A 21,119-nucleotide genomic window follows, 5' to 3' on the forward strand; every position below is an offset into this window, starting at 1 on the left:
TGTAGGCTTTTGTCTTTTTAGCTGAAGGGCATCTGCCCCTCAGATTATCAGTTACCGGACATTCGGTTATTCGGCGTCGAGTTGTTTGCCACGGGTTTCCGGCAAGCTGAGCGCCGCCAGGATCACCACCCCGTAGGACACCGCCGCGAAAGCCCCGATTCCCACGCTCAATGGCACCTTCTGACTGAGCAAGCCGATCAGCAGCGGAAACAACGCTGCCAACGCCCGACCGATGTTGTAGCAAAAACCCTGGCCCGAGCCGCGAATCCGCGTTGGAAATAACTCGGTCAGAAACGAACCCATGCCGCTGAAAATCCCCGAAGCGAAGAAGCCCAAGGGGAAGCCCAGCCAGAGCATCACGCCGTTGCTGACCGGCAATTGGGTGTACAGCAAAACAATGGTGAACGAGCCGACGGCAAACAGAATGAAGTTCTTTTTACGACCAAGGATGTCAGTCAGATACGCGCTGATTACATAACCGATGTAGGACCCGATGATCACCATCGCCAGATAACCACCCGTGCCGAGTACACTCAAGCCCCGTTCGTTTTTCAGAAACGTCGGCAGCCAGGAGGTGATCGCGTAGTAACCGCCGAGGGCGCCGGTGGTCAATATCGAAGCGCGAATCGTGGTGAAGAGGATGCCAGGGGAGAAAATCTCGTAGAACTTCGCCGGGTTGCTTGGCTCTTGCCTGGCCTTGGCTTCGCGGTAGATTTCTGGGTCCTTGACCAGGCGACGGACGAAGATCACGAAAATCGCCGGCACGATGCCGAGGATGAACAGTGCCCGCCAGGCGTCTTCGGGCGGCAACAGCGAGAACAGCAGCGCATACAGAATCGCTGTCAGCCCCCACCCCAACGCCCAACCCGACTGCACCATGCCGACGGCTTTGCCACGGTCCTTGGCGCGGATCACTTCGCCCATCAGCACCGCGCCGGCGGTCCATTCACCACCGAAACCGAAGCCCATCAACGTGCGGCTAATCAACAGTTGCTCGTAGTTCTGGGCGAAGCCGCAGAGGAAAGTGAAGAACGCAAACCACAGCACCGTCAGTTGCAAGGTACGCACCCGACCGATGCGGTCGGAGAGAATCCCCGCCACCCAACCACCGATGGCCGAGGCGATCAGGGTGCTGGTGTGGATCAGCCCGGCCTGGCCGGTGGTGATGCCCCACATGGCAATCAGGGTCGGTACCACGAAGCTGAGCATCTGGGTGTCCATGCCATCCAGGCCATAGCCGATCTTGCAGCTCCAGAACGTGCGACGCTCCTGCTTGTTGATGTTGCGGTACCAGTCAAAAGGTCCCGGGCGAGCCGTGGTTTTGGGGATGTCGAGGGTGTCGGGCGCACTCATGGCAAAATCTCCGTGCATATTTTATTGGTATTGTTCTGAGCCCCGACGACGCCTATCGTGGGAACCGGATGGCCTGATTTTTGGGCGGTTGGCCCTGCTGCGTCCAACTAATAAAAACCCGCCCTAGACATAAGAAAAACTTTATCCACGAGCTGACCCCATGAACCTGAAGTTTCTCGAGACGTTTGTCTGGGTTGCCCGACTCAAGAGTTTTCGCCTGACGGCAGACAAGCTCTTCACCACCCAAGCGTCGATTTCCAGCCGCATCGCCGTGCTCGAAAGCGAGCTTGGGGTGAAGCTGTTTCTGCGCGACTCCCGCGGTGTGAGCCTGACCCCCGAAGGCCTGAAAGTGCTCGAATATGCCGAGCAGATGATGGACACGATGCAGTCGCTCAAGCAGTCGATCGAAACGCGTTCGAGCAAGGCCGGGCGGGTGCGGATCGGCGTCATGGACACGGTGATCCACACCTGGCTCAGCCCGTTGGTGGCACAGATGATGGATCACTATCCGCTGGTGGAAATCGAGCTGGTGGCCGATACCGCGCTCAACCTCTGCGATCAGCTGCAAAAAGGCTTTCTCGATCTGATCCTGCAAACCGACCTGCTGCGCCAGGAAAGCGTGCGCAGCCTGGAGCTGGCCAGTCATCCGATGGGCTGGATCGTGGCCAGCAATTCCATCTACAACCGTGAGTATTCAGGTGTCGCCGACCTGGCACGGGAGCGGATCATCACCTATTCGAAAAACTCCCGTCCGCACCAGGACATCTTGAGCCTGATGCAGGCCAACGGGGTCATGGCGCCACGGCTGAACTGCGTGAACTCGGTGTCGGCGATTACCCGATTGCTGCGGGACGGTTTCGGTATAGGCGCACTGTCGCCCGTGCTGGTGGCCGAGGAATTGGCCCGGGGAGAGTTGACCTTGCTGGCCATCGATCAGCGACCAGCGAATTTGCCGGTGGTGGTGTCGTGGCGGGTGGGTGTGGAGTGGGTCGAAGAAATCGTGGCGCTGTGTCAGCAAGTCGTGGAGTGCTATGCGCAGAAAGTGGGCGAGCACTACATCGTCTTGAGCAAACCGCAGGCCAGAGCCTGAAAGGCATTTTCCGAAGTGTAAATATGAACCACTATCATTTGCATTAATTTTTCAAAACGGTATTCTTTGCGCGCTTTCAGAATCAATTGTCCAGAAGGAGTCGGACCTGATGCGCGATTACACGCAACAACAGCAGCAATTGCTCGCTCACTGGAGCGAAGCTCTCGGTACTCAGGCTTTCCAGTCCCACCGCATCACGCTCGATCATTTGAGCAATGCCCTGGAGCCCGCCGCCCAGCGCTGTTTCCAACGCCTGATCCAGGCGCTGTTCCGTGAAGAGCTGATTGATCCCGACACCTGCGAATACGACGACACCAGCCGCTGCTGGCTGCCGCTTGGCGATGGCGCGCATCTTTGCTTCGAGCATTTGTCCAGCAGCAGAATGAACAGCTGGGACGTACGCGGCAGCATCGTCCTGCACACCCCCGACAAACTGCCGCACAAAATCCAGTTGCCCAGCGAACTGCTCGCTCACCTCAGCACTCAGCTCAATCCGCCAGCCTCCCCGCAGGTACTGGAACGTCTGGCCCGGGAGCTGGATGACAGCTTCAGCAACGACACCCTGTGCCTGGCGTTTCACCACGGATGGACCGAGCGCCTGAGAGAGCAGATCGACACCGGATACGATGACAATCTGCTCGCCTGGCTCAAAGCCAGCCCCTGCCACCAGAACCCTACATCGCTGCTCGAACAGTGGGGGACTCTCGGCCATCCGTGGCACCCGAACTACAAGACCAAACTGGGCTTGAGCGCCGCTCAGGTCATCGCTTTCTCGCCAGAATTCGAAGCGAGTTTTCCGATCGTGCTGTGCGCCCTGCACCGCCAGTACGCACATGTTGAAGCGCTGGCTGGCACCACGGACTACTGGGATTGGTGGCAAGGTCACTTCCCACAAGCCGCCGAGCAATTGCAACGCCATTTGCAGCAGCTGGGCCTGGACGCAAAGGACTACCTCCCGCTGCCGTCGCACCCATGGCAAGCCCATGAAGAGCTGCCACATTCATTCGCCAACGAGATCGCCGACAACCTGCTGATCGTCACTGACATCGTGGCGTTTACCGGCCACCCGACCATGTCCTTCCGCACGGTCCTGCCGCAGGCCAGTCGCACGGCACCGATGGTCAAACTGCCGGTGGCTTTGCGCCTGACCAGCGTGCAGCGCACCGTGTCGCCGCGCTCGGCCCGGATGGGTCCGCGCATCAGCCAACTGGTATTGGATATCCTCGATCAGGAACCGCAGATTCAACGCCTGCTGAACATCGTTCCAGAGCGCATCGGTGTGCATTACTCACCACTGCCGGCCGATGACGAACGCTCCCGGCATGCTGGCGTGCTGTATCGCGACAACCCGCTGACCCTGCTGCAAGCAGGCGAGTTGGCGGTGCCGGTCGGCAGCCTGTTCGCCGTCAACGAATTCGAACAACCGTTGCTGCGTGATTGGGTAAAGCTGGCTCAGGGCGGTGACGACAGCGCGGCCATGTTGGCGTTCTTCGATGATTACCTGGCGATTGCCGTACCGAGTCTGCTGGGCATCTATCTGATGTACGGCGTGGCGTTCGAAGCGCACCAGCAAAACAGCTTCATGGTGATGGGCGCTGACGGGCAGTTGAATCGGCTGCTGTTGCGTGATTTCGGCGACGTTCGTATCGATCGCAAAACCCTGCACGTCAAGGGTCTGGATCTCCAGTTGCACGATCCGAAAATGACCCTGTATGACGACTCAGGTTTTGTCCGCGACAAACTCCTGCACACCACCTTCATGTGCCACCTCGGTGAGCTGACGTTGCTCTGTGCCCGCCACTGGAATGTGCCGGAAAATATCCTGTGGGAGCGATTGGCAGCGCGCGTTGCACAGTGCTTCGAGACCTTGCGCGAGCGCGTTGAACCGGCACGCTGGGAAAGCGAGCGCCAGGCCTTGCTGGAACAGGATTGGCCCGCCAAATCATTCATGCGCATGCGCTTGCTCGACAGTCATGCCGACATCGTCGGACGCCTGAGTAACCCGCTGCGACCCAACACCCATGCTCGCTGACGGTCGCGCCCTGCGACTGCTGATCGTCATCCAGTTTGTCTCCATGGGCGCCATGGAGATGAGCGGCCCGTTCTGGCCCTTGCAGATCCAGCATCTGCTCGGGCCCGAAGGCGCCGGCTACACCGCGCTGTTATCGGCGATGGTCTATGCCGGCCCGATGCTGGCGGCCATGTTGCTGACCCCCCTGTGGGGTCGGCTGGGGGATCGCACCGGGCACAAACCGATGATTGTTCGGGCGTTGCTGGCCCTCGCGCTGTGCCAAGGCTTGGCGGCCATCACTCTCGACCCGTGGCTGCTGGTGGGTATTCGCGTGATGCAAGGCGCGTTGGCCGGTTTTCTCGCGGCCGCGCAAGCCTATGCCCTGGCCTGCTGCGACGGTGCCAGACGGGGTCACACCCTGGCCCGCCTGCAATCGGCAACCGCCGTCGGCTCGTTGATCGGCCCGGTGCTGGGTGGCTGGCTGATGGACGTCTCGGGGTTTGCCTTGCTGTGTTATGGCGCGACGGCGATTTGCCTGCTGTGCGCACTGGGGAGTTTTTTCCTGCCGGCCGACAAGGCGCGAGCCGCGAAGAAAAAACCTGTTGAGCCGGTGGCCCTGCCCAAAGGCTGGCTCAGTGGAATCCTGTTGGTGATCGTGTTGATTCAGGCGGCGAAGATGATGCCGCAGTCGTTCTACGCCCTATATGTCGCGAACATTCTGCATGCCCCAAGCTGGCTGATCGGCGCCACCTACGCGGCGAGCGCCGCGACCCTGGCCATTTCCGCCCCGCTGTGGGGACGCCTGTTCGACCGCTGGCAGCCGGCCTACACCCTGCGCGTCATCGAAGGCGTGGCCTGGTTATGTGCCCTGACGCTGGCGGCCACGGCATTGGCCAATGAATGGCTGGGCTTTCTCGTCAGCCGACTCGTCTGGGGCATCTGGCAAGGCGCCCTGCTGCCCGTCGCCTATGCCCTGATCGCCAACACCGTTTCCATCACACAGCAGGGCTTCGCGCTCGGCCTCGGTAACAGTGCGGCAAAGGCTGGTGCTCTGCTCGGTGTCGTCCTTGGCGGCATCGGCATGGGCCTGGTGGGCCTGGCCCACAGTTTCTGGCTGGTGGCACTGACCTACGCCATAGCCGCCATCGGCATCCGCTGGGTGCGGTCGTTCAACGCTACGCCTGACCGCTCGACCTTATCGCCCCACACTTATCACAACTAAAAAAGACCACGTCATGACCCGAACCAAACTCTCCCTGCTGATCCCGCTACTTGGCACCTTCAGCGCCCAGGCCTGGGCCGAGGACACCGAACAGCAGCCCGGCACCTTGAACATGCAAGCCACCGTCGTGTCCGCGACTCGCAGCGAAGCGAGCATCGCTTCGATTCCGGGCTCGGTCCAGGTGATCGACGAGCAGCAAGTCCGTGAGCAGAGCGGCGCGGGTCGCCGGGTCTCCGACATCCTCGGGCAATTGGTCCCGGGTATTGCGCCATCCAGCGGCGGGATGAGCAACTTCGGCCAGACCCTGCGCGGGCGCAACATGCTGGTGTTGATCGACGGCGTATCGCAGAACGCCACGCGTGACAACTTCCGCCAGCTCAACAGCATCGCCCCGGCCAGCATCGAACGCATCGAAGTGATCTCCGGCGCCAGCAGCATTTACGGGGCCGGTGCTTCAGGCGGCATCATCAACATCATCACCAAGCGCAATCAGGGCCAGGACATTGCCTACAGCAGCAAACTGGGCCTGACCAGCGGTAACAACCTCAATAGAAAAGGCTTCGCCTACGAAGCTTTCCAGAGTGCCACCGGGCGCAAGGATGCGTTGGACTGGTATGTGTCCGCCGACCTGACCCAGCGCAACGATCAGTTCGACGGCAATGGCAACCGCATCCCCCAGGACACCTCCCAGGGCAGCAACATGGACACCGAAACCTATGACCTGCAAGGTCGTTTCGGTTACGAACTGGATGCCGACAAGAAAATCAGCCTGTCGCTGCAGGACTACAAGGACCAGCAGGACACCGGCTACACCAAAGACCCGAAAAACTCGCAGCAAGCGGTGGCCGTCAAAGGGCTGAAACTCGACGACCAACCCTATACCCATAACCAGGCGGTCAATCTCAACTACACCGACAAGGACTTCTACGGTCAGGGCCTGCAACTGGAAAGCTACTGGCGCCGCGCCGATGCACTGTTCTTTCCAGACCTGTCGCGAGGCAGAGCCGGGATCTCCAACAACAACAGTGTGCAGGACGTCTACGGCCTGCGCGCGGCCATCGACACGCCGCTGCCGGCGATCGGAAGCGCCACGGGCAATCTGGTCTGGGGCGCCGACTATGACAATGAGCGCTCCCGTCAACGAGGTGATCAATACACGCTCAATGGCCTGAACTACACCAAGACCGGCACCACCTACGAGCTGGGCCCGGACATCGAAACCACCACCAAATCGCTGTTCGGGCAGATGTCCTGGGACATCGGAGACTGGACCTTGCGTGGCGGAGTGCGCCGTGAATGGATCGAAAGCGACGTCTCCGACAGCATCGCCTACGGTCAGATCGTCCAGACCGGCATACGCGCAACGCTGCCCGGTGACACCCTCAAATACGACGCCACGCTGTACAACCTGGGGGCGGTCTACCACCTGAGTGAAAACCAGGACGTCTTCGCCAATTACAGCCAGGGGTTTTCGCTGCCGGATATCCAGCGCTTCATGCGTGACGTCAGCAGCACCTTCGACATCCAGAGTCTTAACGCCCAGGCCATCAAGGTCGACAGTTACGAGTTGGGCTGGCGTGGCAATTGGGACCAGTGGCAAGCCGACGTCACCGTGTACGAAAACACCTCGGACGTGACCCAGTTCTACGATGCCAATGATCGCGTATTGCGCCTGATCAACCAGAAAGAGCGAGTTCGCGGCATCGAAAACAGCCTGACCTACCGCGCGACCGATCACTGGTCGGTGGGTGGCACTTATGCCTGGGCCAAAGGCGAGACCGAGCAGAACGGCAAATGGATCGATCTGCCGGCCACGCGCATCTCACCCGCCAAGACCACCCTGTTCGTCGGCTACACCGAAGACGACTACACGCTTCGCCTGCAAGGCATGCGTTTGGCCAATTACGATGCCGCCGCCAAGGACGACAATGGACGCGACATCGAAGGTTATACGCTGGTGGACCTGCTCGGCTCCGTGCAACTGCCGGTCGGTCGTCTTGAAGGCGGCGTGTACAACCTGACCAATCGCACGTACCAGAACCTGTTCACCCAAGCCAACGCCAGAGCGCCGTACGCCAATGCCGAAGGCCGCACGCTGAGCATGAGTTACTCGGTCGATTGGTAAAAACAGGAGCCGGCTTGCCAGCGATGCGATCTCGCGGCAATCGCCGGCAAGTCGGCTCCAGTGTTACAACCCGCGCAAATCCCGCTCTTCGATCGGCCGGCTCTGGCGCAGGCGCTTGCCGCCCAGCACCACCCAGTCGATCAGTCGGAACAGGCATTCAATGCCGAACGACAGCAGCAACGCGCCGCTCATGCCCCAGATCATCGCTTCCGGCGTCAGCAGGATCTGGTAGCTGTAGCCGTTCCAGGTTTCCTTGCGAATATCCGGGTCGGCCGCCAGCACCACTTGCAGGAAGCGGATGTACCACGGGCCCTGCATGGCCTGGAATTGCTTGTCGAGGGCCAGTTGACGGGTGAGCAAGGCGCTCAGGCTGTCGGCATCGCTGCGAAAGATCGGGTCTTCGCTGGCACGGTAATGGGCCACCAACGCCTGCATGTCGCCCTTGAAAAACTGATTGGCAGTGCCCTGAAAACCGCTCAAACCGCTCTGCGCCTCGATCAGATGCGCCTCGACCCGCTTGGCATAGTCACTGATGAACCCAGGCACCTGGACGCCGATCAACAGGCCTGCCGCAAACAACACCAGCCGTAGATAACTGAGCAACATGGGGGGAGAGATCCTTATTCGGTATTGCCCTGGCTGACGCATTCACCGCGTCGCCAGAGGCTCCATTGGCCCGGTTCGTAGCGGGTCCAGGTTTCGTTTTCGGTCAAGGGTTCGGTGGCGATCACCGTAACCACGTCGTTGGGCGTGGTTTCGGCCTGGAAGTCGACGATCACATCGACGTCCTTCAAGCGTGCCGGGCCGAACGGGGCACGGCGAGTGATTTGCGCCAGTTTGGTCGAGCAGTAGCAGAACAGCCAGTCGCCGTCGCTGAGCAAGCAGTTGAACACGCCTTTGCTGCGGTACTCGGCACAAGCGGCCACCAGGTCCGGCAGCAGTTCTTCGATCTCTACCGGCTCAGGGAACGCAGCACGCACCCGGTTGAGCAAATCGCAGAATGCCGCTTCGCTGTCGGTATCGCCGACGGGGCGGTAGAAACTGGCGGTCGGGTTGAAGTCGGCCAACTGGCCGTTGTGGGCGAAACACCAGTTGCGACCCCACAACTCGCGCACAAACGGATGGGTGTTGGACAGGCAGACCTTGCCGACATTGGCCTGGCGGATGTGGCCGATCACCACTTCGCTCTTGATCGGATAGCGCTGCACCAGGTTCGCCACTTCCGACTCGCTGCTCGCCGCCGGGTCCTGAAACAGGCGCAGGCCACGGCCTTCATAGAAAGCGATGCCCCAACCGTCACGGTGCGGTCCGGTGCGGCCGCCGCGCTGCATCAGCCCGGTGAAGCTGAACACGATATCGGTCGGGACATTGGCGCTCATGCCCAATAACTCACACATGCTCGGACTCTCGATTCAATGCAGGGGCACAGTTACAGACGCGGCTCGACCCGCAGTCGCTGCGGGTTGCTCGGCACCGGTGGCCGACCGTAACGATCATCGCCGGCACCGCCGAACGGTTGATCGCCTTCGGGTTCGTCGGTGCGCGCCGCAGCCTTGGCCGCCTCTGCCCGCTCCTTGCGAGCCTTGGATGCGCGCTCGATCGGGAAACGGATCGCCACGAGAACCAGGTAAAGGCCGAAGGCAATCATGCTGTACATGAACAGGTCGGAAATCGCCCGCCAGGCGTTGTTGCCGACCTTGAACAGCAGATCCAGCACAGTAATGGCAATGGCCGGGGCGACCTTTTCCTTCACCGGGTCAATGATGGTCGGGCTGAACAGCAACACTGCCATCAGCAGCCGCAGCGGCTCACGCAGCCAACGCCACATCCAGCGGGTGATGCGCATCCACACCAACAGGCAGCCTAAAGCGGCAAAGGCGTAGAGGCCCCAAGCGATCAGATAGTCGTTCTCGGTCATGGTGTCCATGGCAAGGCAGGCAAAGAGGCGCTTATAGTAACGACTTTTCGCACTTCAGGCTGCCCCGCCGTCTGCGATCCCCCAATTTCGTACAACGTTCGAGAGTCCTTCATGCCCCTATCCGCCAACGTTTCCGACGCGCCCATTGCCCACAAGGCCGACGGCGATGACCCGTATGCCTGGCTGCAGGAGCGCGACACCGACGCAGTGCTTGATTACTTGAAAGCTGAAAACCGCTATCAGGAGGCGCAAACCGCCGATCAGGCCGGGCTGCGCGAAATCCTGTTCGAAGAGATCAAGGGGCGGATTCTCGAAACCGATCTGTCGCTGCCCTCGCCCTGGGGCCCGTACCTGTATTACACCCGCACCACGGCCGGCGACGAATACGCCCGTCATTACCGCTGCCCACTTCCGACCGATGGCAGCCTGCACATCGACGAAAGCCAGGAACTCCTGCTACTCGATCCGAACGTGCTGGCCAAGGGCGGTTTCTTTTCCCTGGGCGCGTTCAGCGTCAGCCCGGACCACCAGCGCCTGGCCTACAGCATCGATTCCAGTGGCGAGGAGGTTTACACGCTGTTCGTGAAGGAGTTGTCCAGCGGCCGCGTCAGCGAACTGGAATTCCAGGACTGCGACGGCAGCATGACCTGGGCCAATGACAGCCTGACGCTGTTCTTCGGTGAACTCGACGACACCCATCGCCCGCACAAACTGTTCCGCTATCGGCTGGACGGCACCGCCGCCGAAGAAGTGTTCCATGAACCGGACGGCCGATTCTTCCTGCATTGCTACCGCTCAAGTTCCGAACGGCAATTGCTGCTGTCGCTGGGCAGCAAGACCACCAGCGAAGTCTGGGTGCTCGACGCCTCGCTGCCCCATCAGGCCTTTACCTGCCTGGCACCACGGGTCGAAGACCATGAGTACGATGTCGACCACGGCAAACTCGATGGCGAGTGGACGTGGTTGATCCGCACCAACCGCGACGGCATCAACTTCGCCCTGTACCAGGCCGCCGACACCGGCGTCGCGCCGACCGAAGCCGACTGGCAGAACCTGATCCCCCACAGCGACGCGGTGATGATCGATGGCATGAGCCTGAACGCCGAGGCCATGACCTTGAGCCTGCGTGAAGGCGGCCTGCCGATCATTGAAGTCCGCCCACAAGGCCTGGCGCCGTATCGCGTGCAATTACCGGACGCGGCCTACAGCCTGCATGTGCAGAACAGCCTGGAATTTGTCAGCGACAGAATCCGTCTGCGCTACGAGGCCTTGAACCGTCCGGCGCAAATCCGTCAACTGATCCTGGCCACCGGCGAGCAGAAAGTCCTCAAGGAAACCCCGGTGCTCGGCCCGTTCGACGCCGACGCGTACGTCAGCCAGCGGCTTTGGGCGACGGCGCCGGACGGTACACAAGTGCCGATCAGCCTGGTGGTCAAACGCGAGTTCCTCGGTAAACCGACGCCACTTTATCTGTACGGATATGGCGCTTACGGCGAAAGCCTCGACCCGTGGTTCTCCCACGCCCGCCTGAGCCTGCTGGATCGCGGCATGGCGTTTGCCATCGCGCATGTTCGCGGCGGCGGTGAATTGGGTGAAGCCTGGTATCGCGCCGGCAAGCAGGAACACAAGCACAACACTTTCAGCGACTTCATCGCCTGCGCCGAACACCTGATCGCCAACGGTTTCACCACCTCATCGCAGCTGGCAATCAGTGGCGGCAGCGCCGGTGGCCTGCTGATCGGCGCGGTGCTCAATCAGCGGCCGGAGCTGTTCGGTGCGGCAATAGCCGAAGTGCCGTTCGTCGACGTGCTCAACACCATGCTCGACCCGGAGTTGCCGCTGACCGTCACCGAATACGACGAATGGGGCAACCCGCAAGAGCCAGACGTCTATGATCGGATCAAGGCCTACGCCCCGTATGAAAACGTCACCGCGCAAGCCTATCCGGCAACGCTGGTGATCGCCGGCTACAACGACAGTCGCGTGCAGTACTGGGAAGCGGCCAAGTGGGTGGCGAAATTGCGCGCGACCAAAACCGACACCAATCCCCTGCTGCTCAAGACTGAATTGGGCGCCGGGCATGGTGGGATGAGCGGTCGCTACCAGGGATTACGTGACGTAGCCCTCGAATACGCATTTGTTTTGAAGGTTTTGGGCATTGCCTGAGGAACTTGGCCCGGCGTCCCGGTCTTAACACCAGACGCCGGGCGCGCCTGGAACAGCAACAGACACAAGAAAAAGACCGTGACGACATGTCAGAACCGACCTTACTGAACAAAGAAATTCGCGACTGGCTGATGGACTGCGGCCTGTTCGATCAACTGCTGCCGGCCGACTTCGTGGCGGCTTCAGGTTACTTCAGCATCAGCACCATCGCCGAAGGCGAAGAGATCTTCCATGAGGGCGATGCCGGCAGTTTCATGTGCATCATCCACACCGGCCAAGTTGCGGTGCAGAAGACCAACAGCGAAGGGCAACCGGTGACCATGGCCACCTTGCGCAGCGGTCGGGCGTTCGGCGAAATGGCCGTGCTCGACGGCGAACGGCGCTCAGCCAGTTGTGTGGCCGCGAGCAACTGCCAGTTGCTCAACCTGGGCAAGGACTCCCTGGAAAAGATGCTCAACGAAGCGCCGAAAATCGCCGCCAAGATCATCCGCGCCCTCGCCGTCTCCCTCTCCAAACGCTTGCGCATGGCCGACGGGCAACTGCTCTCGCAGCAGATTTAGACACTATCCGCCCGGCGTTTTGATTTTCGTCGTGCTCGGCTCAAGGCCCGGCAAGGTCTGGTCCTTGGGCGGGTTGGGCATTTCGATCGGCGGCAACAACGGTGGCCCACCGTTGCCGGTCTTGGGCACTGTGGTCGGGGTAATCTGCGGGTACGGCGTCGGCGTGGCAGTGCCGGGCGAACCGGGTATCGGCGTGGGGCCGGTAGGGATGGTTTGCTGCTCCTGGGCCTGCACTGCAGTTATCGAGAGCGCGGCCAAGGCAATGGCCGTTAGAATGATGCGCTTCATCAATGGCTCCGTTGGCCTTGTGGTCTATTGCAGGCTACTCCCAACTGCGCTCGTTTGCCTTCTTCCGCCTGTCATTTTCTCCTCAAGAGAGCCCCATGAAACGTTTCGTTCTGCTCGACACCACCCCCATTCCTGAAAACGGCGGTGCCCTGTGCCTGTTCGAATACGGCGAGGACTTCGTCATCAAGATTCAGGGCGGCGATGGCGGGCAGTTGATGAACACCCGCATGCACGGCTCCGAAGATGCCCTGGCGCAAATCCCCTGCCGCAAGGTCGCCGGCCGGCCGAATTCGCGGGTATTGATCGGCGGCCTGGGCATGGGCTTCACCCTCGCCTCGGCGCTCAAGCATTTGGGCAAGACCGCTGAAGTGGTGGTCGCCGAACTGGTGCCCGGCGTGGTGGAGTGGAACCGTGGGCCGTTGGGGGAAAAAGCCGGCAACCCATTGCTCGACCCGCGTACGGTGATCCGCATGGAAGACGTGGCCAAGGTGCTGCAAGCCGAGCCGCAGGGTTTCGACGCAATCATGCTCGACGTCGACAACGGTCCCGAAGGCCTGACCCAGAAAGCCAATAGCTGGCTCTACTCCGCCGGTGGCCTGAGCGCCTGCGCCAAGGCCCTGCGACCCAAGGGCGTGCTGGCGGTATGGTCGGCCAGCGCTGACCGGCAGTTTTCCGACAAGCTGAAAAAGGCCGGCTTCAAGGCCGAAGAAGTGCAGGTCTTCGCCCACGGCAACAAAGGCACCCGCCACACCATCTGGATTGCCGAGAAGCTCAAGGGCTAGGCTAAACTTCAACACATAACCGTCATTAGTCTTTTACAAAGGTGAACCCATGAGTTCGTCAACGCCTCCAACCAACACCTCAAAGTTGGACCGCATCCTCGCCGACAACCAGCGCGACAAGGAAATGGGTTACCGCGACAAGGCCCTGAAGATGTACCCGCACGTGTGCGGCCGCTGCGCCCGTGAGTTCTCCGGCAAACGCCTGAGCGAACTGACCGTGCACCACCGCGACCACAACCACGACAACAACCCGCAGGACGGCTCGAACTGGGAGCTGTTGTGCCTGTATTGCCATGACAACGAGCATTCGCGTTACACCGATCAGCAGTATTTCGACGAAGGCTCGCTGAGTACGCCAAAGATTGCCAAGGCGACGCATAACCCGTTTGCGGCGTTGGCCGGACTGATGAAGAAAGAAGACTGAAGGTCTGCTGATCGTTCCCACGCTCCGTGGGTACGATCATCTCCAAACTGAACACCCCTCCCCCAATCCCCGTATAATCGCGCTTTTTTCCCGAAGGCACCCCGCTCGTGGCAGACAAACGGTACAGCTGCATTGGTTTGTATAACCCCAAATCACCGGAGAACGTCGGTTCGGTGATGCGCGCCGCCGGTTGCTATGGCGTGGCGTCGGTGTTTTACACCGGCAAGCGCTATGAGCGCGCCGCCGACTTCGTCACCGACACCAAGAAAGTCCACTACGACATTCCGCTGATCGGCATCGATGACCTGAAGAAAATCCTGCCGCTGGGCTGTGTACCGGTCGCGGTAGAACTGGTCGACGGCGCCCGCTCGCTGCCGGAATACACGCACCCGGATCGCGCCCTCTACATCTTCGGCCCCGAAGACGGTTCACTGGATAAAGAGATCCGCGACTGGTGCGAAGACGTGGTCTATATCCCGACCACCGGCTGCATGAACCTGGCGGCCACGGTCAACGTGGTGCTGTACGACCGCATGGCCAAGGGCAACAACACCCGCTCAGGCCCGAAATTCCGCTGAATCACCGCACATCCGATGGAACGAGCCGACCGCCTCGGCAGTCAGCTTAATTATCCATTCTTGAAGCCTGGAGACAGATCATGAGCGACCTCAAACGCGTAGAGCGCATCGAATCCACCCCGTTCCAGACTCAGCCCGCGCAGAACGTCCAGGGTTGGGAGCGCATCGGTTCCCTGGCCGGCGGCGTGGTGATGGTCGGCAAAGGCCTGCGGCGCGGTGGTGTGTTCGGGTTGATTCAAGTGGCCATTGGCGGCGTAGCGATGGCGCGGGGTATTACCGGGCACAGTTCGGCGAAAAGCTTTCTGGAAAAGAGCCGTCAGGACATGGTAAACGCTCGGGCCAGGATTGAGCGTGCCGGGGAAGAGTTGAGTCGGTTGAAGGCCAATGCCGAGGCGGCGACCAAAACCGCCACCGTGACCGGGAATGATTCTTTGAAGTCGCCGAAAGCCGGGGTTTGATCCGGCATTTGCGGTGAGGCTCAGGGCCTCTTCGCGACCCGACTTGCCCGCGAAGGCGGTATTACTGAAGCAACCCGGTATCAAGCACCTTGGAAGACTCGCCAATAACGCTCTCACTGAGCTGAACGAATTCCTTGGTATCGACACTCTCCAAACGCATCGCCCCACGCAATACATCATCCAGCGAACGCTTGTTGCGGGTCTTCAGGCGAATCTCGCGATCCAGTTCCTGCAGCAACACCACCGCTTTGGCCACCTGCGCCGGGTTGATCTGCTCCCCGCGCAAGGTGGTGACCTTCTGGCTGGCCTTGGCCAACTTGCTCTGCAGGCTCTCATACCGCTCATCACTCATGCCGCCCGCACGGCGCACCAGTTCGATGGCGTAATACTCGGCAAACCCTTCGCTGATCCAGCCGCTGCGCTGGCTGTCGTTGATCCGCCCGAACACCTGAGCCAATTCACGCATCAAGGTACTGGTGCCGCTTTCGCTGACCAGCGGCAGGCGGCTATTGAGATAGATCGATTCCCGCGCGGCCAGGCTGCCACGCCACATCGGGTCATTGGCGCCGACGATCAGCAATTTGCTGGGGTGACGCGGAAAAACTTCCTGCACTTGCGGCCACACGAACGTCAGCAGCGTCAGCACATCCATGCGGCGCATCCCCTGGCCTTGGGGCGAGGCCACGGTGACTTCGGTTTCCCCCAACCGCGTGCGACGGCTGCCGAGGTTACCGGCGAGCATCCAGCCAGTGGGACGGTCGAACAGGCGCGAGACGTTATCGATGCGGAACTTGTTTTTGCCGATCCGCGGCCAGGCGGTTTCGACGCTTTTCCAACCGGTGGGCAATTCGAATTCCAGGCGTGACACCAACTCGATACCGTCCTGCTGATCGAGTTTCGCTGCGGGCACCAGGTCATCGCCACGCATCAGCGCCCACGTTGGCGTCATGCGTGTATCGAAGCTGCCGCTCTTGCGCCCGTGGCTGATGCGCACGCGGTAGGTCAGGCTGGCCTTGTCGGCGGCCGGGCGCCAGACACCACGGACCTGCGTGCCCGGTGTGAGCTGCCATTGGCCGTCGGCCTTGAAATCACTGTAGTGACTGCCGTCGCCCAAGTCGAAATCCAGACTGCGCACTGCCGAGCCTTGGGCCAGGGTCAGGCGCACTTCGGCCTGATCGCTTTGCGGCAACAGGCGCACGTGATAATCCAGATCGACTTTCTTCGCCGCCCACACGGGCGAACTCAGGGCCAGCAGCCCGACAGCCAACGCCCGGAGCACTCCCACCGCCATACACACTCCTATTGTGGCGAGCGAGCTTGCTCGCGCCGGGCTGCGTAGCGGCCCAAAATTCTTGTGATCACCACCGATTTTGTGAGTGCTGCGCACTGGAGCGCCAGCCCGGTCAAGCGGGAGCAAGCTCCCTCGCCACAGACTAAATGGCATCGGGAATTAACCCGCGCGAAAAATCAGATGATCTTCCCAATCGTCTTCGGCCACGCTGCCTTCGGCGAGCATGCGCCCGGACTGGGAAATACGTTCGTGATGCACCGCATCACGATCACCGCACACCAGGTGATGCCAGAGCGGCAGGTCCTTGCCTTCGCTGACCAGTCGATAACCACAGGTCGGCGGCAACCATTTGAACTCATCGGCCTTGCCCGGCGTGAGCTGGATGCAGTCGGGCACAAAGTCGCGACGGTTGGGGTAATCGGTGCACTGACAGGTTTTGAGGTCCAGCAGTTTGCAGGCGATACGCGTGTAGTAGACGGCGTTGTCGTCTTCATCCTCGAGCTTTTGCAGGCAGCACAGGCCACAGCCGTCGCACAGCGATTCCCATTCCTCTTGATCGAGTTGATCGAGGGTTTTGCGTATCCAGAACGGTTCGACTTTGGCGGCCATGGCTCAAGCATCAACATCAGGTGGTGAAAAGGCCGCCAGTCTAGTGCCAAGGCATCGGCGGGCCAAGCATTGGCGACTGCCGGTACGACGGCACTTGTCAGTTTTTGCGCCACCCAGTAGCTTTGCCAGTCGCAAGGAGCCCTCCCCAAGTGCCATTAACGCTCAACCGCGTTGCATTCAGGTGAACTGCTGGCTCAAAAAAAACTGGCGCTCAGCTCAAATGTACCCGCCGGTTTTTCGACGACCCCCACTTTCAAACGTAAAGGAATCTCTTGATGAGTGCTAATCCACGCGTTGCCGATTACGCCATTCACCCTCAGTTCACCGATCGCTGGTCGCCCCGCGCCTTCACCGGTGAAACCATTCCCGAAGAGACCCTGCTGAGCTTCTTCGAAGCCGCCCGCTGGGCACCATCGGCGTACAACTCGCAGCCTTGGCGGTTTCTCTATGCGCGTCGCGACACGCCGAACTGGGAGCGTTACCTGGGCCTGCTGAACGAGTTCAACCGCAGCTGGGCGCAGCACGCCTCGGCACTGGTGATCGTGATCTCGAAAACCACCTTCGTGGCACCTGGCGCCAGCGAAGAAACCCCGGCGCTGTGGCACACCTTCGACACAGGTTCCGCCTGGGGCCACCTGGCGTTGCAAGCGAGCATCAGCGGCTGGCACACCCACGGCATGGCCGGTTTCGATCAGGAGCTGACCCGCAAGGAGCTGAACATTCCTGAAGGCTACGCGCTGCACGCCGCCGTGGCGATCGGCAAGCTGGGCGACAAGGCGACACTGGCCGAGTACCTGCAAGCACGTGAAGAGCCAAGCCCGCGTCGTCCGCTGAGCGAGTTGGCGGCTGAAGGTAATTTCACCCTGTAAAAACAAAAGATCGCAGCCTGCGGCAGCTCCCTACAGGTGTTCACAAAGCCCTGTAGGAGCTGCCGCAGGCTGCGACCTTTTCAGCTGCGCCTCAATACCCGCGCGCGAAATCCACTTCCCCACGCAACGCTTCACCCGCCTGATACGCCCGCAGGTTCTCGACAAACAGCTTCACCATCGCCGGTGGCGAGGTCGGTGCCGAGCTGTGGCCGGTCAGCAGCAGGCCCCACGCGGTCCAGAACGGATGACGTTGCGGCAGTGGTTCCTGACGGCAGACGTCGATCACAGCCCCGGCCAGATGCCCTTCCTTCAAGGCTTCCACCAGATCCGCATCGACCACCGCAACGCCGCGTCCGACGTTGATGAACAACCCCGTCGCCTTGAACTGCTTGAACAGGGCAGCGTCATACAGGTCGTGCGTATTGGGGGTATTCGGCAGCAGATTGATCACGTAATCCACCTCACCGACCAGGCGCGGCAAATCGCTCAGCGCGCCGACTTCGACAAAGGGCGCCTGCTCCCGGGCAGTGCTGGCGATGCCGTATAACTCGACGCCAAACGGCAGCAGAAACTGCGCCACTGTCTGACCGATATCACCGGTGCCGACAATCAGCACCTTTCGTCCAGCCAGGCTTTGACCCTGGCGATTGTCCCATTTGCGCTCGACCTGGCTGACCAGCCGCGCCAACACTTCGCGCTCGTGGCCGAGCATGTAAGTCAGCACGTATTCAGCCATGACCTGACCAAAAATCCCTACCGCGCGAGTCAGCCGATAGTGCCGTGGCAAGCCATCGGCCAGCAGCGGCGTGATACCGGCCCAGGTCGACTGCAACCATGCAGGCGTGTGGCCCTGACGCAACAGCGTCGCCAGCAGGTCCGGCTGACCGAGCCAAACCTGACAGTCGGCGGCCTGACGGGCCAGTTCGGCGGAGTCGCCGCTGGTCAATACTTCCAGATCAGGCGCTGCCTGACGCAACAGTTGGGCATACACAGGGTGGTCGTGTTCAGCAATCAGAACGCGCATGTTTCAAACCTTTCAAAAGCAGTGCAGACGACCGCCGACAGAGGATCACTCCATCGTCACGGCCATCGCCAAAATCATTCCAGTGTTTCATAAGGCTCTGAATAGAGCCTGTCTGCCGATTACATCGGGTCGTTGCGGCGCAGCAATTCTTCCGGCAAGTGTTCGATGTATTCATCCTCGGCCGGTGGCATTTGCAGGTGGTAGCCCTGCTTGTCGAGGTTCTCCAGTACTACAGCAATATCTTCGCGCGACAGCTTGCGCTCGGGGGTCAACACCAGGTCGAAAGCGTGGATGGCTTTGCCGAAAGCCGCCATCAGGGGTTCAGGCACGCGCTCCAGTGCATCACTTTTGAGCACATAGAGGTACATCCCGCTTTTCTTCGAGCTTCGATAAATCGAGCAAATACGTTTCAAGGCTGTTCTCCGGCGGTGGCCAGGCTGTCGAGCAGCGCCTGGCCCATCAATTCGCGGCGCCAGCCACGCAGCGAATCAGGCAATTGGTAAGGACCATTGGGGAAGCCGCTCTTGAGCAGCGCTTCCAGGGTTTTCTTGCGCAGCATCAGCTCCGGCGCGATGTTCAGGCGCTCGGCTTCGGCCTGGCCGATGGCACGCAGCTGTTTGACCAGCGCGGCGGCTTCTACCGGCAATGGCTCCGGCACCGCTGGCGGCCACTGATCAGGCGACACACTGCCAGAGCGCTTGATCAGATCAAGCAGAAATTCGCCGTCCTGACGCACGGTGCGCGGGTGCATGTCTTCGATTTTCGCCAGTGCGCCGAGGTTGTCCGGTTGGGTGCGTGCCAACGGCCACAGTGAATGTTCACGGATAATGCGGTTGCGCGGCAGATCACGGGCGCGGGCTTCACGCTCGCGCCAGGCGCAGAGTTCACGCAACACGGCGAGCTGGGCGCGGGACAGCTTCCAGGCCAGTTTGGCGTCGCGATAGACCTCGTACGGGTCGACCTCGCGCCGCAGATTGGCGACCAGCTCGGCACCATCTTCCAGGACCCACGCGTATTTTTCGTCAGAAAGCTTCGGACGCAGCTGTACAAAAACCTCCGCCAGATGCACGGCATCTTCGGCGGCGTAGCTGATCTGAGTCTCGGACAGTGGACGTTGCAGCCAGTCGGAACGGGTCTCGCCCTTGGGCAGGTCGATGCCGAGCACGTCCTGCACCAGCCGCGAATAGCCCATGGAGAAACCCAGGTTCAGGTAAGCAGCGGCCAGTTGGGTGTCGAACAGCGGCGCCGGCAGACTGCCGGTCAGACGCAGCAGGACTTCGAGGTCTTCGCTGCACGCATGCACGACCTTGACCACGGCCGGGTTTTCCAGCAACGCGGCCAGGGGCTGCCAGTTGTCGATGGTCAGTGGGTCAATCAGGTAAGCACGTACGCCATCGCCGATCTGCAGCAGACCTGCGATCGGGTAAAAGGTGTCGACCCGCATGAATTCGGTGTCGAGGGCAACGAATGGCAGCTGCTGCCACTCGGTGCAAAATTGACCGAGGCTATCGTTGTCGCGAATCCAGTGAATATCGATGGCCACACGGCTCTCCCTTGAAGAATGGCGCGCAGTATATATCGCCCCCGGCGATTTCCGCGCATCCACTGAACAAGAGCTTTAGCGAAAATACCTGCCGGACAGCAAGAATTGTCTGAAAGGCTAGCTGTCCTTACGCAACACGTAGACCCGCATCCGCGTGCAACCCGGTACCAAGTCCTGATGACTGAGCAAGCAGAAACCCGCTTGCCTGAACTCGGCCTCAAGCTCGGCCTTGCTGGCCTGTGGCTGGGCCTGTGCGCCCTCCACGTCCGAACGCTCGAGCTTGAAACGCCCATCAACCCGCACCGCCACAATCACGGTATCGCGACTGACCCGGTGGAACTCGCCCAGCATGGCCAATCGATGCTCGGGACAGGCGATGCGTTGAAACAGTTGCAGGCAAAAAATGCAGTCAACCGCATTCGCCGACAAGCCGATGGTGAAGGCAGAACTCTGAAAGGTCTTGATCCGTTTCAGCAGGTTCTGCGGATGGTGGGTGCTGGCGTGATCGAGCATGTCCTGAGACGGATCGGTCGCGAGAATCACCCGGTTCGCATGCTCGGCCAGAACTGGCCAGAAACGCCCGACCCCGCAGGCCACATCAAGAATCAATCCCGGTTCGCCAGCGACCTGAAGCGCGTTACGCACCAATTGCTCTTCGCGCCAGAACGTCAAACGCCCCGCCAGGCCGCGCGGTCGCGGCTGTTTACAGACGCGGGCGTGTTCCTGATCGTAGCGCCGGGCGAACTCAAGCTCGAAGGCGGATGGGGGCTGCGCGGACATGTGTAATGGCTCTTGTTGGATGTTCCAG

22 protein-coding genes are annotated in these 21,119 nt (G+C 60.7%); 11 read left to right on the forward strand and 11 right to left on the reverse strand.

All coding sequences use genetic code 11. The annotated features are described in order from the left end of the window. Nucleotides 1–66: 66 nt before the first annotated feature. On the reverse strand, nucleotides 67–1,353 hold the full coding sequence (locus LOY28_RS22475) for an MFS transporter (RefSeq protein ID WP_258612568.1): 1,287 nt from the start codon (nucleotides 1,351–1,353) through the stop codon (nucleotides 67–69). A gap of 160 nt (nucleotides 1,354–1,513) precedes the next feature. On the opposite strand from LOY28_RS22475, the gene LOY28_RS22480 reads away from it, so the two are divergent. The 4 genes from LOY28_RS22480 to LOY28_RS22495 all read left to right on the forward strand — a co-directional run bounded on the left by LOY28_RS22480 (nucleotide 1,514) and on the right by LOY28_RS22495 (nucleotide 7,801). Beyond that, entirely contained in the window at nucleotides 1,514–2,443 is a 930-nt protein-coding gene (locus LOY28_RS22480) for a LysR family transcriptional regulator (RefSeq protein ID WP_086944846.1), read from the forward strand. Nucleotides 2,444–2,552: 109 nt separating this feature from the next. Further along, nucleotides 2,553–4,475: an IucA/IucC family siderophore biosynthesis protein gene (locus tag LOY28_RS22485; RefSeq protein WP_258612569.1), complete on the forward strand. Its 1,923-nt coding sequence runs from the start codon at nucleotides 2,553–2,555 to the stop codon at nucleotides 4,473–4,475. Continuing rightward, nucleotides 4,465–5,676 carry an MFS transporter gene (locus tag LOY28_RS22490; RefSeq protein ID WP_258612570.1) on the forward strand — a complete coding sequence of 404 codons (1,212 nt, stop codon included), beginning with the start codon at nucleotides 4,465–4,467 and terminating at the stop codon, nucleotides 5,674–5,676. Before LOY28_RS22485 ends, LOY28_RS22490 begins: the two co-directional genes overlap by 11 nt. Before the next feature lie 13 nt (nucleotides 5,677–5,689). Next, on the forward strand, nucleotides 5,690–7,801 hold the full coding sequence (locus LOY28_RS22495; protein WP_258612571.1) for a TonB-dependent receptor: 2,112 nt from the start codon (nucleotides 5,690–5,692) through the stop codon (nucleotides 7,799–7,801). Nucleotides 7,802–7,864: 63 nt separating this feature from the next. On the opposite strand, the gene LOY28_RS22500 is transcribed toward LOY28_RS22495, so the two are convergent. The 3 genes from LOY28_RS22500 to LOY28_RS22510 are packed head-to-tail and all read right to left on the reverse strand — an operon-like array spanning nucleotide 7,865 to nucleotide 9,728. After that, nucleotides 7,865–8,407: a DUF2937 family protein gene (locus tag LOY28_RS22500; protein ID WP_018926754.1), complete on the reverse strand. Its 543-nt coding sequence runs from the start codon at nucleotides 8,405–8,407 to the stop codon at nucleotides 7,865–7,867. Nucleotides 8,408–8,421: 14 nt separating this feature from the next. Continuing rightward, entirely contained in the window at nucleotides 8,422–9,198 is a 777-nt protein-coding gene (locus LOY28_RS22505; protein ID WP_018926755.1) for a class II glutamine amidotransferase, read from the reverse strand. 32 nt (nucleotides 9,199–9,230) lie between these two features. Then, nucleotides 9,231–9,728, reverse strand: coding sequence for a hypothetical protein (locus LOY28_RS22510; protein ID WP_026286473.1), 498 nt, complete (start codon nucleotides 9,726–9,728; stop codon nucleotides 9,231–9,233). A 102-nt stretch (nucleotides 9,729–9,830) separates the two neighbouring features. Here LOY28_RS22510 and LOY28_RS22515 point away from each other — a divergent pair, with 102 nt between their 5' ends. Continuing rightward, entirely contained in the window at nucleotides 9,831–11,885 is a 2,055-nt protein-coding gene (locus tag LOY28_RS22515; RefSeq protein ID WP_064619681.1) for a S9 family peptidase, read from the forward strand. 86 nt (nucleotides 11,886–11,971) lie between these two features. Continuing rightward, nucleotides 11,972–12,445 carry a cyclic nucleotide-binding domain-containing protein gene (locus tag LOY28_RS22520; RefSeq protein ID WP_018926758.1) on the forward strand — a complete coding sequence of 158 codons (474 nt, stop codon included), beginning with the start codon at nucleotides 11,972–11,974 and terminating at the stop codon, nucleotides 12,443–12,445. A gap of 3 nt (nucleotides 12,446–12,448) precedes the next feature. Here LOY28_RS22520 and LOY28_RS22525 read toward each other — a convergent pair whose 3' ends face one another. Next, a complete protein-coding gene (locus LOY28_RS22525; protein ID WP_018926759.1) occupies nucleotides 12,449–12,733 on the reverse strand; it encodes a hypothetical protein in 285 nt (94 codons plus the stop codon). Between the two features lie 95 nt (nucleotides 12,734–12,828). Here LOY28_RS22525 and LOY28_RS22530 point away from each other — a divergent pair, with 95 nt between their 5' ends. The 4 genes from LOY28_RS22530 (at nucleotide 12,829) to LOY28_RS22545 (ending at nucleotide 14,975) form a co-directional block, all read left to right on the forward strand. Next, a complete protein-coding gene (locus tag LOY28_RS22530; protein WP_018926760.1) occupies nucleotides 12,829–13,515 on the forward strand; it encodes a spermidine synthase in 687 nt (228 codons plus the stop codon). Nucleotides 13,516–13,564: 49 nt separating this feature from the next. Continuing rightward, entirely contained in the window at nucleotides 13,565–13,939 is a 375-nt protein-coding gene (locus LOY28_RS22535) for a YajD family HNH nuclease (protein WP_007942195.1), read from the forward strand. A 107-nt stretch (nucleotides 13,940–14,046) separates the two neighbouring features. After that, the gene (locus LOY28_RS22540; protein WP_007942196.1) at nucleotides 14,047–14,517 is read left to right on the forward strand and encodes an RNA methyltransferase; all 471 of its coding nucleotides are present in this window, start codon (nucleotides 14,047–14,049) and stop codon (nucleotides 14,515–14,517) included. 80 nt (nucleotides 14,518–14,597) lie between these two features. Then, nucleotides 14,598–14,975 carry a DUF2892 domain-containing protein gene (locus tag LOY28_RS22545; protein ID WP_018926761.1) on the forward strand — a complete coding sequence of 126 codons (378 nt, stop codon included), beginning with the start codon at nucleotides 14,598–14,600 and terminating at the stop codon, nucleotides 14,973–14,975. A 61-nt stretch (nucleotides 14,976–15,036) separates the two neighbouring features. Here LOY28_RS22545 and LOY28_RS22550 read toward each other — a convergent pair whose 3' ends face one another. Both LOY28_RS22550 and LOY28_RS22555 read right to left on the reverse strand, forming a co-directional pair. Further along, on the reverse strand, nucleotides 15,037–16,266 hold the full coding sequence (locus tag LOY28_RS22550) for a hypothetical protein (protein ID WP_086944844.1): 1,230 nt from the start codon (nucleotides 16,264–16,266) through the stop codon (nucleotides 15,037–15,039). A gap of 159 nt (nucleotides 16,267–16,425) precedes the next feature. Beyond that, nucleotides 16,426–16,875 (reverse strand): YcgN family cysteine cluster protein, encoded by a 450-nt coding sequence (locus LOY28_RS22555; protein WP_007942199.1) that lies wholly within the window; start codon nucleotides 16,873–16,875, stop codon nucleotides 16,426–16,428. 275 nt (nucleotides 16,876–17,150) lie between these two features. On the opposite strand from LOY28_RS22555, the gene LOY28_RS22560 reads away from it, so the two are divergent. After that, a complete protein-coding gene (locus tag LOY28_RS22560; protein ID WP_007942200.1) occupies nucleotides 17,151–17,744 on the forward strand; it encodes a nitroreductase family protein in 594 nt (197 codons plus the stop codon). Between the two features lie 91 nt (nucleotides 17,745–17,835). On the opposite strand, the gene LOY28_RS22565 is transcribed toward LOY28_RS22560, so the two are convergent. From LOY28_RS22565 to LOY28_RS22580, 4 genes are all read right to left on the reverse strand, one after another. Next, nucleotides 17,836–18,768: a D-2-hydroxyacid dehydrogenase gene (locus tag LOY28_RS22565; protein ID WP_018926763.1), complete on the reverse strand. Its 933-nt coding sequence runs from the start codon at nucleotides 18,766–18,768 to the stop codon at nucleotides 17,836–17,838. A gap of 119 nt (nucleotides 18,769–18,887) precedes the next feature. After that, a complete protein-coding gene (locus tag LOY28_RS22570; protein ID WP_019580824.1) occupies nucleotides 18,888–19,181 on the reverse strand; it encodes a YcgL domain-containing protein in 294 nt (97 codons plus the stop codon). Continuing rightward, the gene (gene rnd / locus LOY28_RS22575; RefSeq protein WP_064619698.1) at nucleotides 19,178–20,311 is read right to left on the reverse strand and encodes a ribonuclease D; all 1,134 of its coding nucleotides are present in this window, start codon (nucleotides 20,309–20,311) and stop codon (nucleotides 19,178–19,180) included. Before rnd ends, LOY28_RS22570 begins: the two co-directional genes overlap by 4 nt. A 117-nt stretch (nucleotides 20,312–20,428) precedes the next feature. Then, on the reverse strand, nucleotides 20,429–21,091 hold the full coding sequence (locus tag LOY28_RS22580) for a class I SAM-dependent methyltransferase (RefSeq protein WP_086944842.1): 663 nt from the start codon (nucleotides 21,089–21,091) through the stop codon (nucleotides 20,429–20,431). Nucleotides 21,092–21,119 lie beyond the last annotated feature (28 nt).

The sequence above is a fragment of the Pseudomonas sp. B21-017 genome (assembly GCF_024749245.1).
In the GTDB taxonomy this organism is placed as follows: Bacteria; Pseudomonadota; Gammaproteobacteria; order Pseudomonadales; family Pseudomonadaceae; genus Aquipseudomonas.

Excerpts from the sequence above, each read along its gene's own strand:
- LOY28_RS22475 (WP_258612568.1), bottom strand. The coding sequence starts at position 1,353 with ATGAGTGCGCCCGACACCCTCGACATCCCCAAAACCACGGCTCGCCCG.
- LOY28_RS22480 (WP_086944846.1), top strand. The coding sequence starts at position 1,514 with ATGAACCTGAAGTTTCTCGAGACGTTTGTCTGGGTTGCCCGACTCAAG.
- LOY28_RS22485 (WP_258612569.1), top strand. The coding sequence starts at position 2,553 with ATGCGCGATTACACGCAACAACAGCAGCAATTGCTCGCTCACTGGAGC.
- LOY28_RS22490 (WP_258612570.1), top strand. The coding sequence starts at position 4,465 with ATGCTCGCTGACGGTCGCGCCCTGCGACTGCTGATCGTCATCCAGTTT.
- LOY28_RS22495 (WP_258612571.1), top strand. The coding sequence starts at position 5,690 with ATGACCCGAACCAAACTCTCCCTGCTGATCCCGCTACTTGGCACCTTC.
- LOY28_RS22500 (WP_018926754.1), bottom strand. The coding sequence starts at position 8,407 with ATGTTGCTCAGTTATCTACGGCTGGTGTTGTTTGCGGCAGGCCTGTTG.
- LOY28_RS22505 (WP_018926755.1), bottom strand. The coding sequence starts at position 9,198 with ATGTGTGAGTTATTGGGCATGAGCGCCAATGTCCCGACCGATATCGTG.
- LOY28_RS22510 (WP_026286473.1), bottom strand. The coding sequence starts at position 9,728 with ATGGACACCATGACCGAGAACGACTATCTGATCGCTTGGGGCCTCTAC.
- LOY28_RS22515 (WP_064619681.1), top strand. The coding sequence starts at position 9,831 with ATGCCCCTATCCGCCAACGTTTCCGACGCGCCCATTGCCCACAAGGCC.
- LOY28_RS22520 (WP_018926758.1), top strand. The coding sequence starts at position 11,972 with ATGTCAGAACCGACCTTACTGAACAAAGAAATTCGCGACTGGCTGATG.
- LOY28_RS22525 (WP_018926759.1), bottom strand. The coding sequence starts at position 12,733 with ATGAAGCGCATCATTCTAACGGCCATTGCCTTGGCCGCGCTCTCGATA.
- LOY28_RS22530 (WP_018926760.1), top strand. The coding sequence starts at position 12,829 with ATGAAACGTTTCGTTCTGCTCGACACCACCCCCATTCCTGAAAACGGC.
- LOY28_RS22535 (WP_007942195.1), top strand. The coding sequence starts at position 13,565 with ATGAGTTCGTCAACGCCTCCAACCAACACCTCAAAGTTGGACCGCATC.
- LOY28_RS22545 (WP_018926761.1), top strand. The coding sequence starts at position 14,598 with ATGAGCGACCTCAAACGCGTAGAGCGCATCGAATCCACCCCGTTCCAG.
- LOY28_RS22550 (WP_086944844.1), bottom strand. The coding sequence starts at position 16,266 with ATGGCGGTGGGAGTGCTCCGGGCGTTGGCTGTCGGGCTGCTGGCCCTG.
- LOY28_RS22555 (WP_007942199.1), bottom strand. The coding sequence starts at position 16,875 with ATGGCCGCCAAAGTCGAACCGTTCTGGATACGCAAAACCCTCGATCAA.
- LOY28_RS22560 (WP_007942200.1), top strand. The coding sequence starts at position 17,151 with ATGAGTGCTAATCCACGCGTTGCCGATTACGCCATTCACCCTCAGTTC.
- LOY28_RS22565 (WP_018926763.1), bottom strand. The coding sequence starts at position 18,768 with ATGCGCGTTCTGATTGCTGAACACGACCACCCTGTGTATGCCCAACTG.
- LOY28_RS22580 (WP_086944842.1), bottom strand. The coding sequence starts at position 21,091 with ATGTCCGCGCAGCCCCCATCCGCCTTCGAGCTTGAGTTCGCCCGGCGC.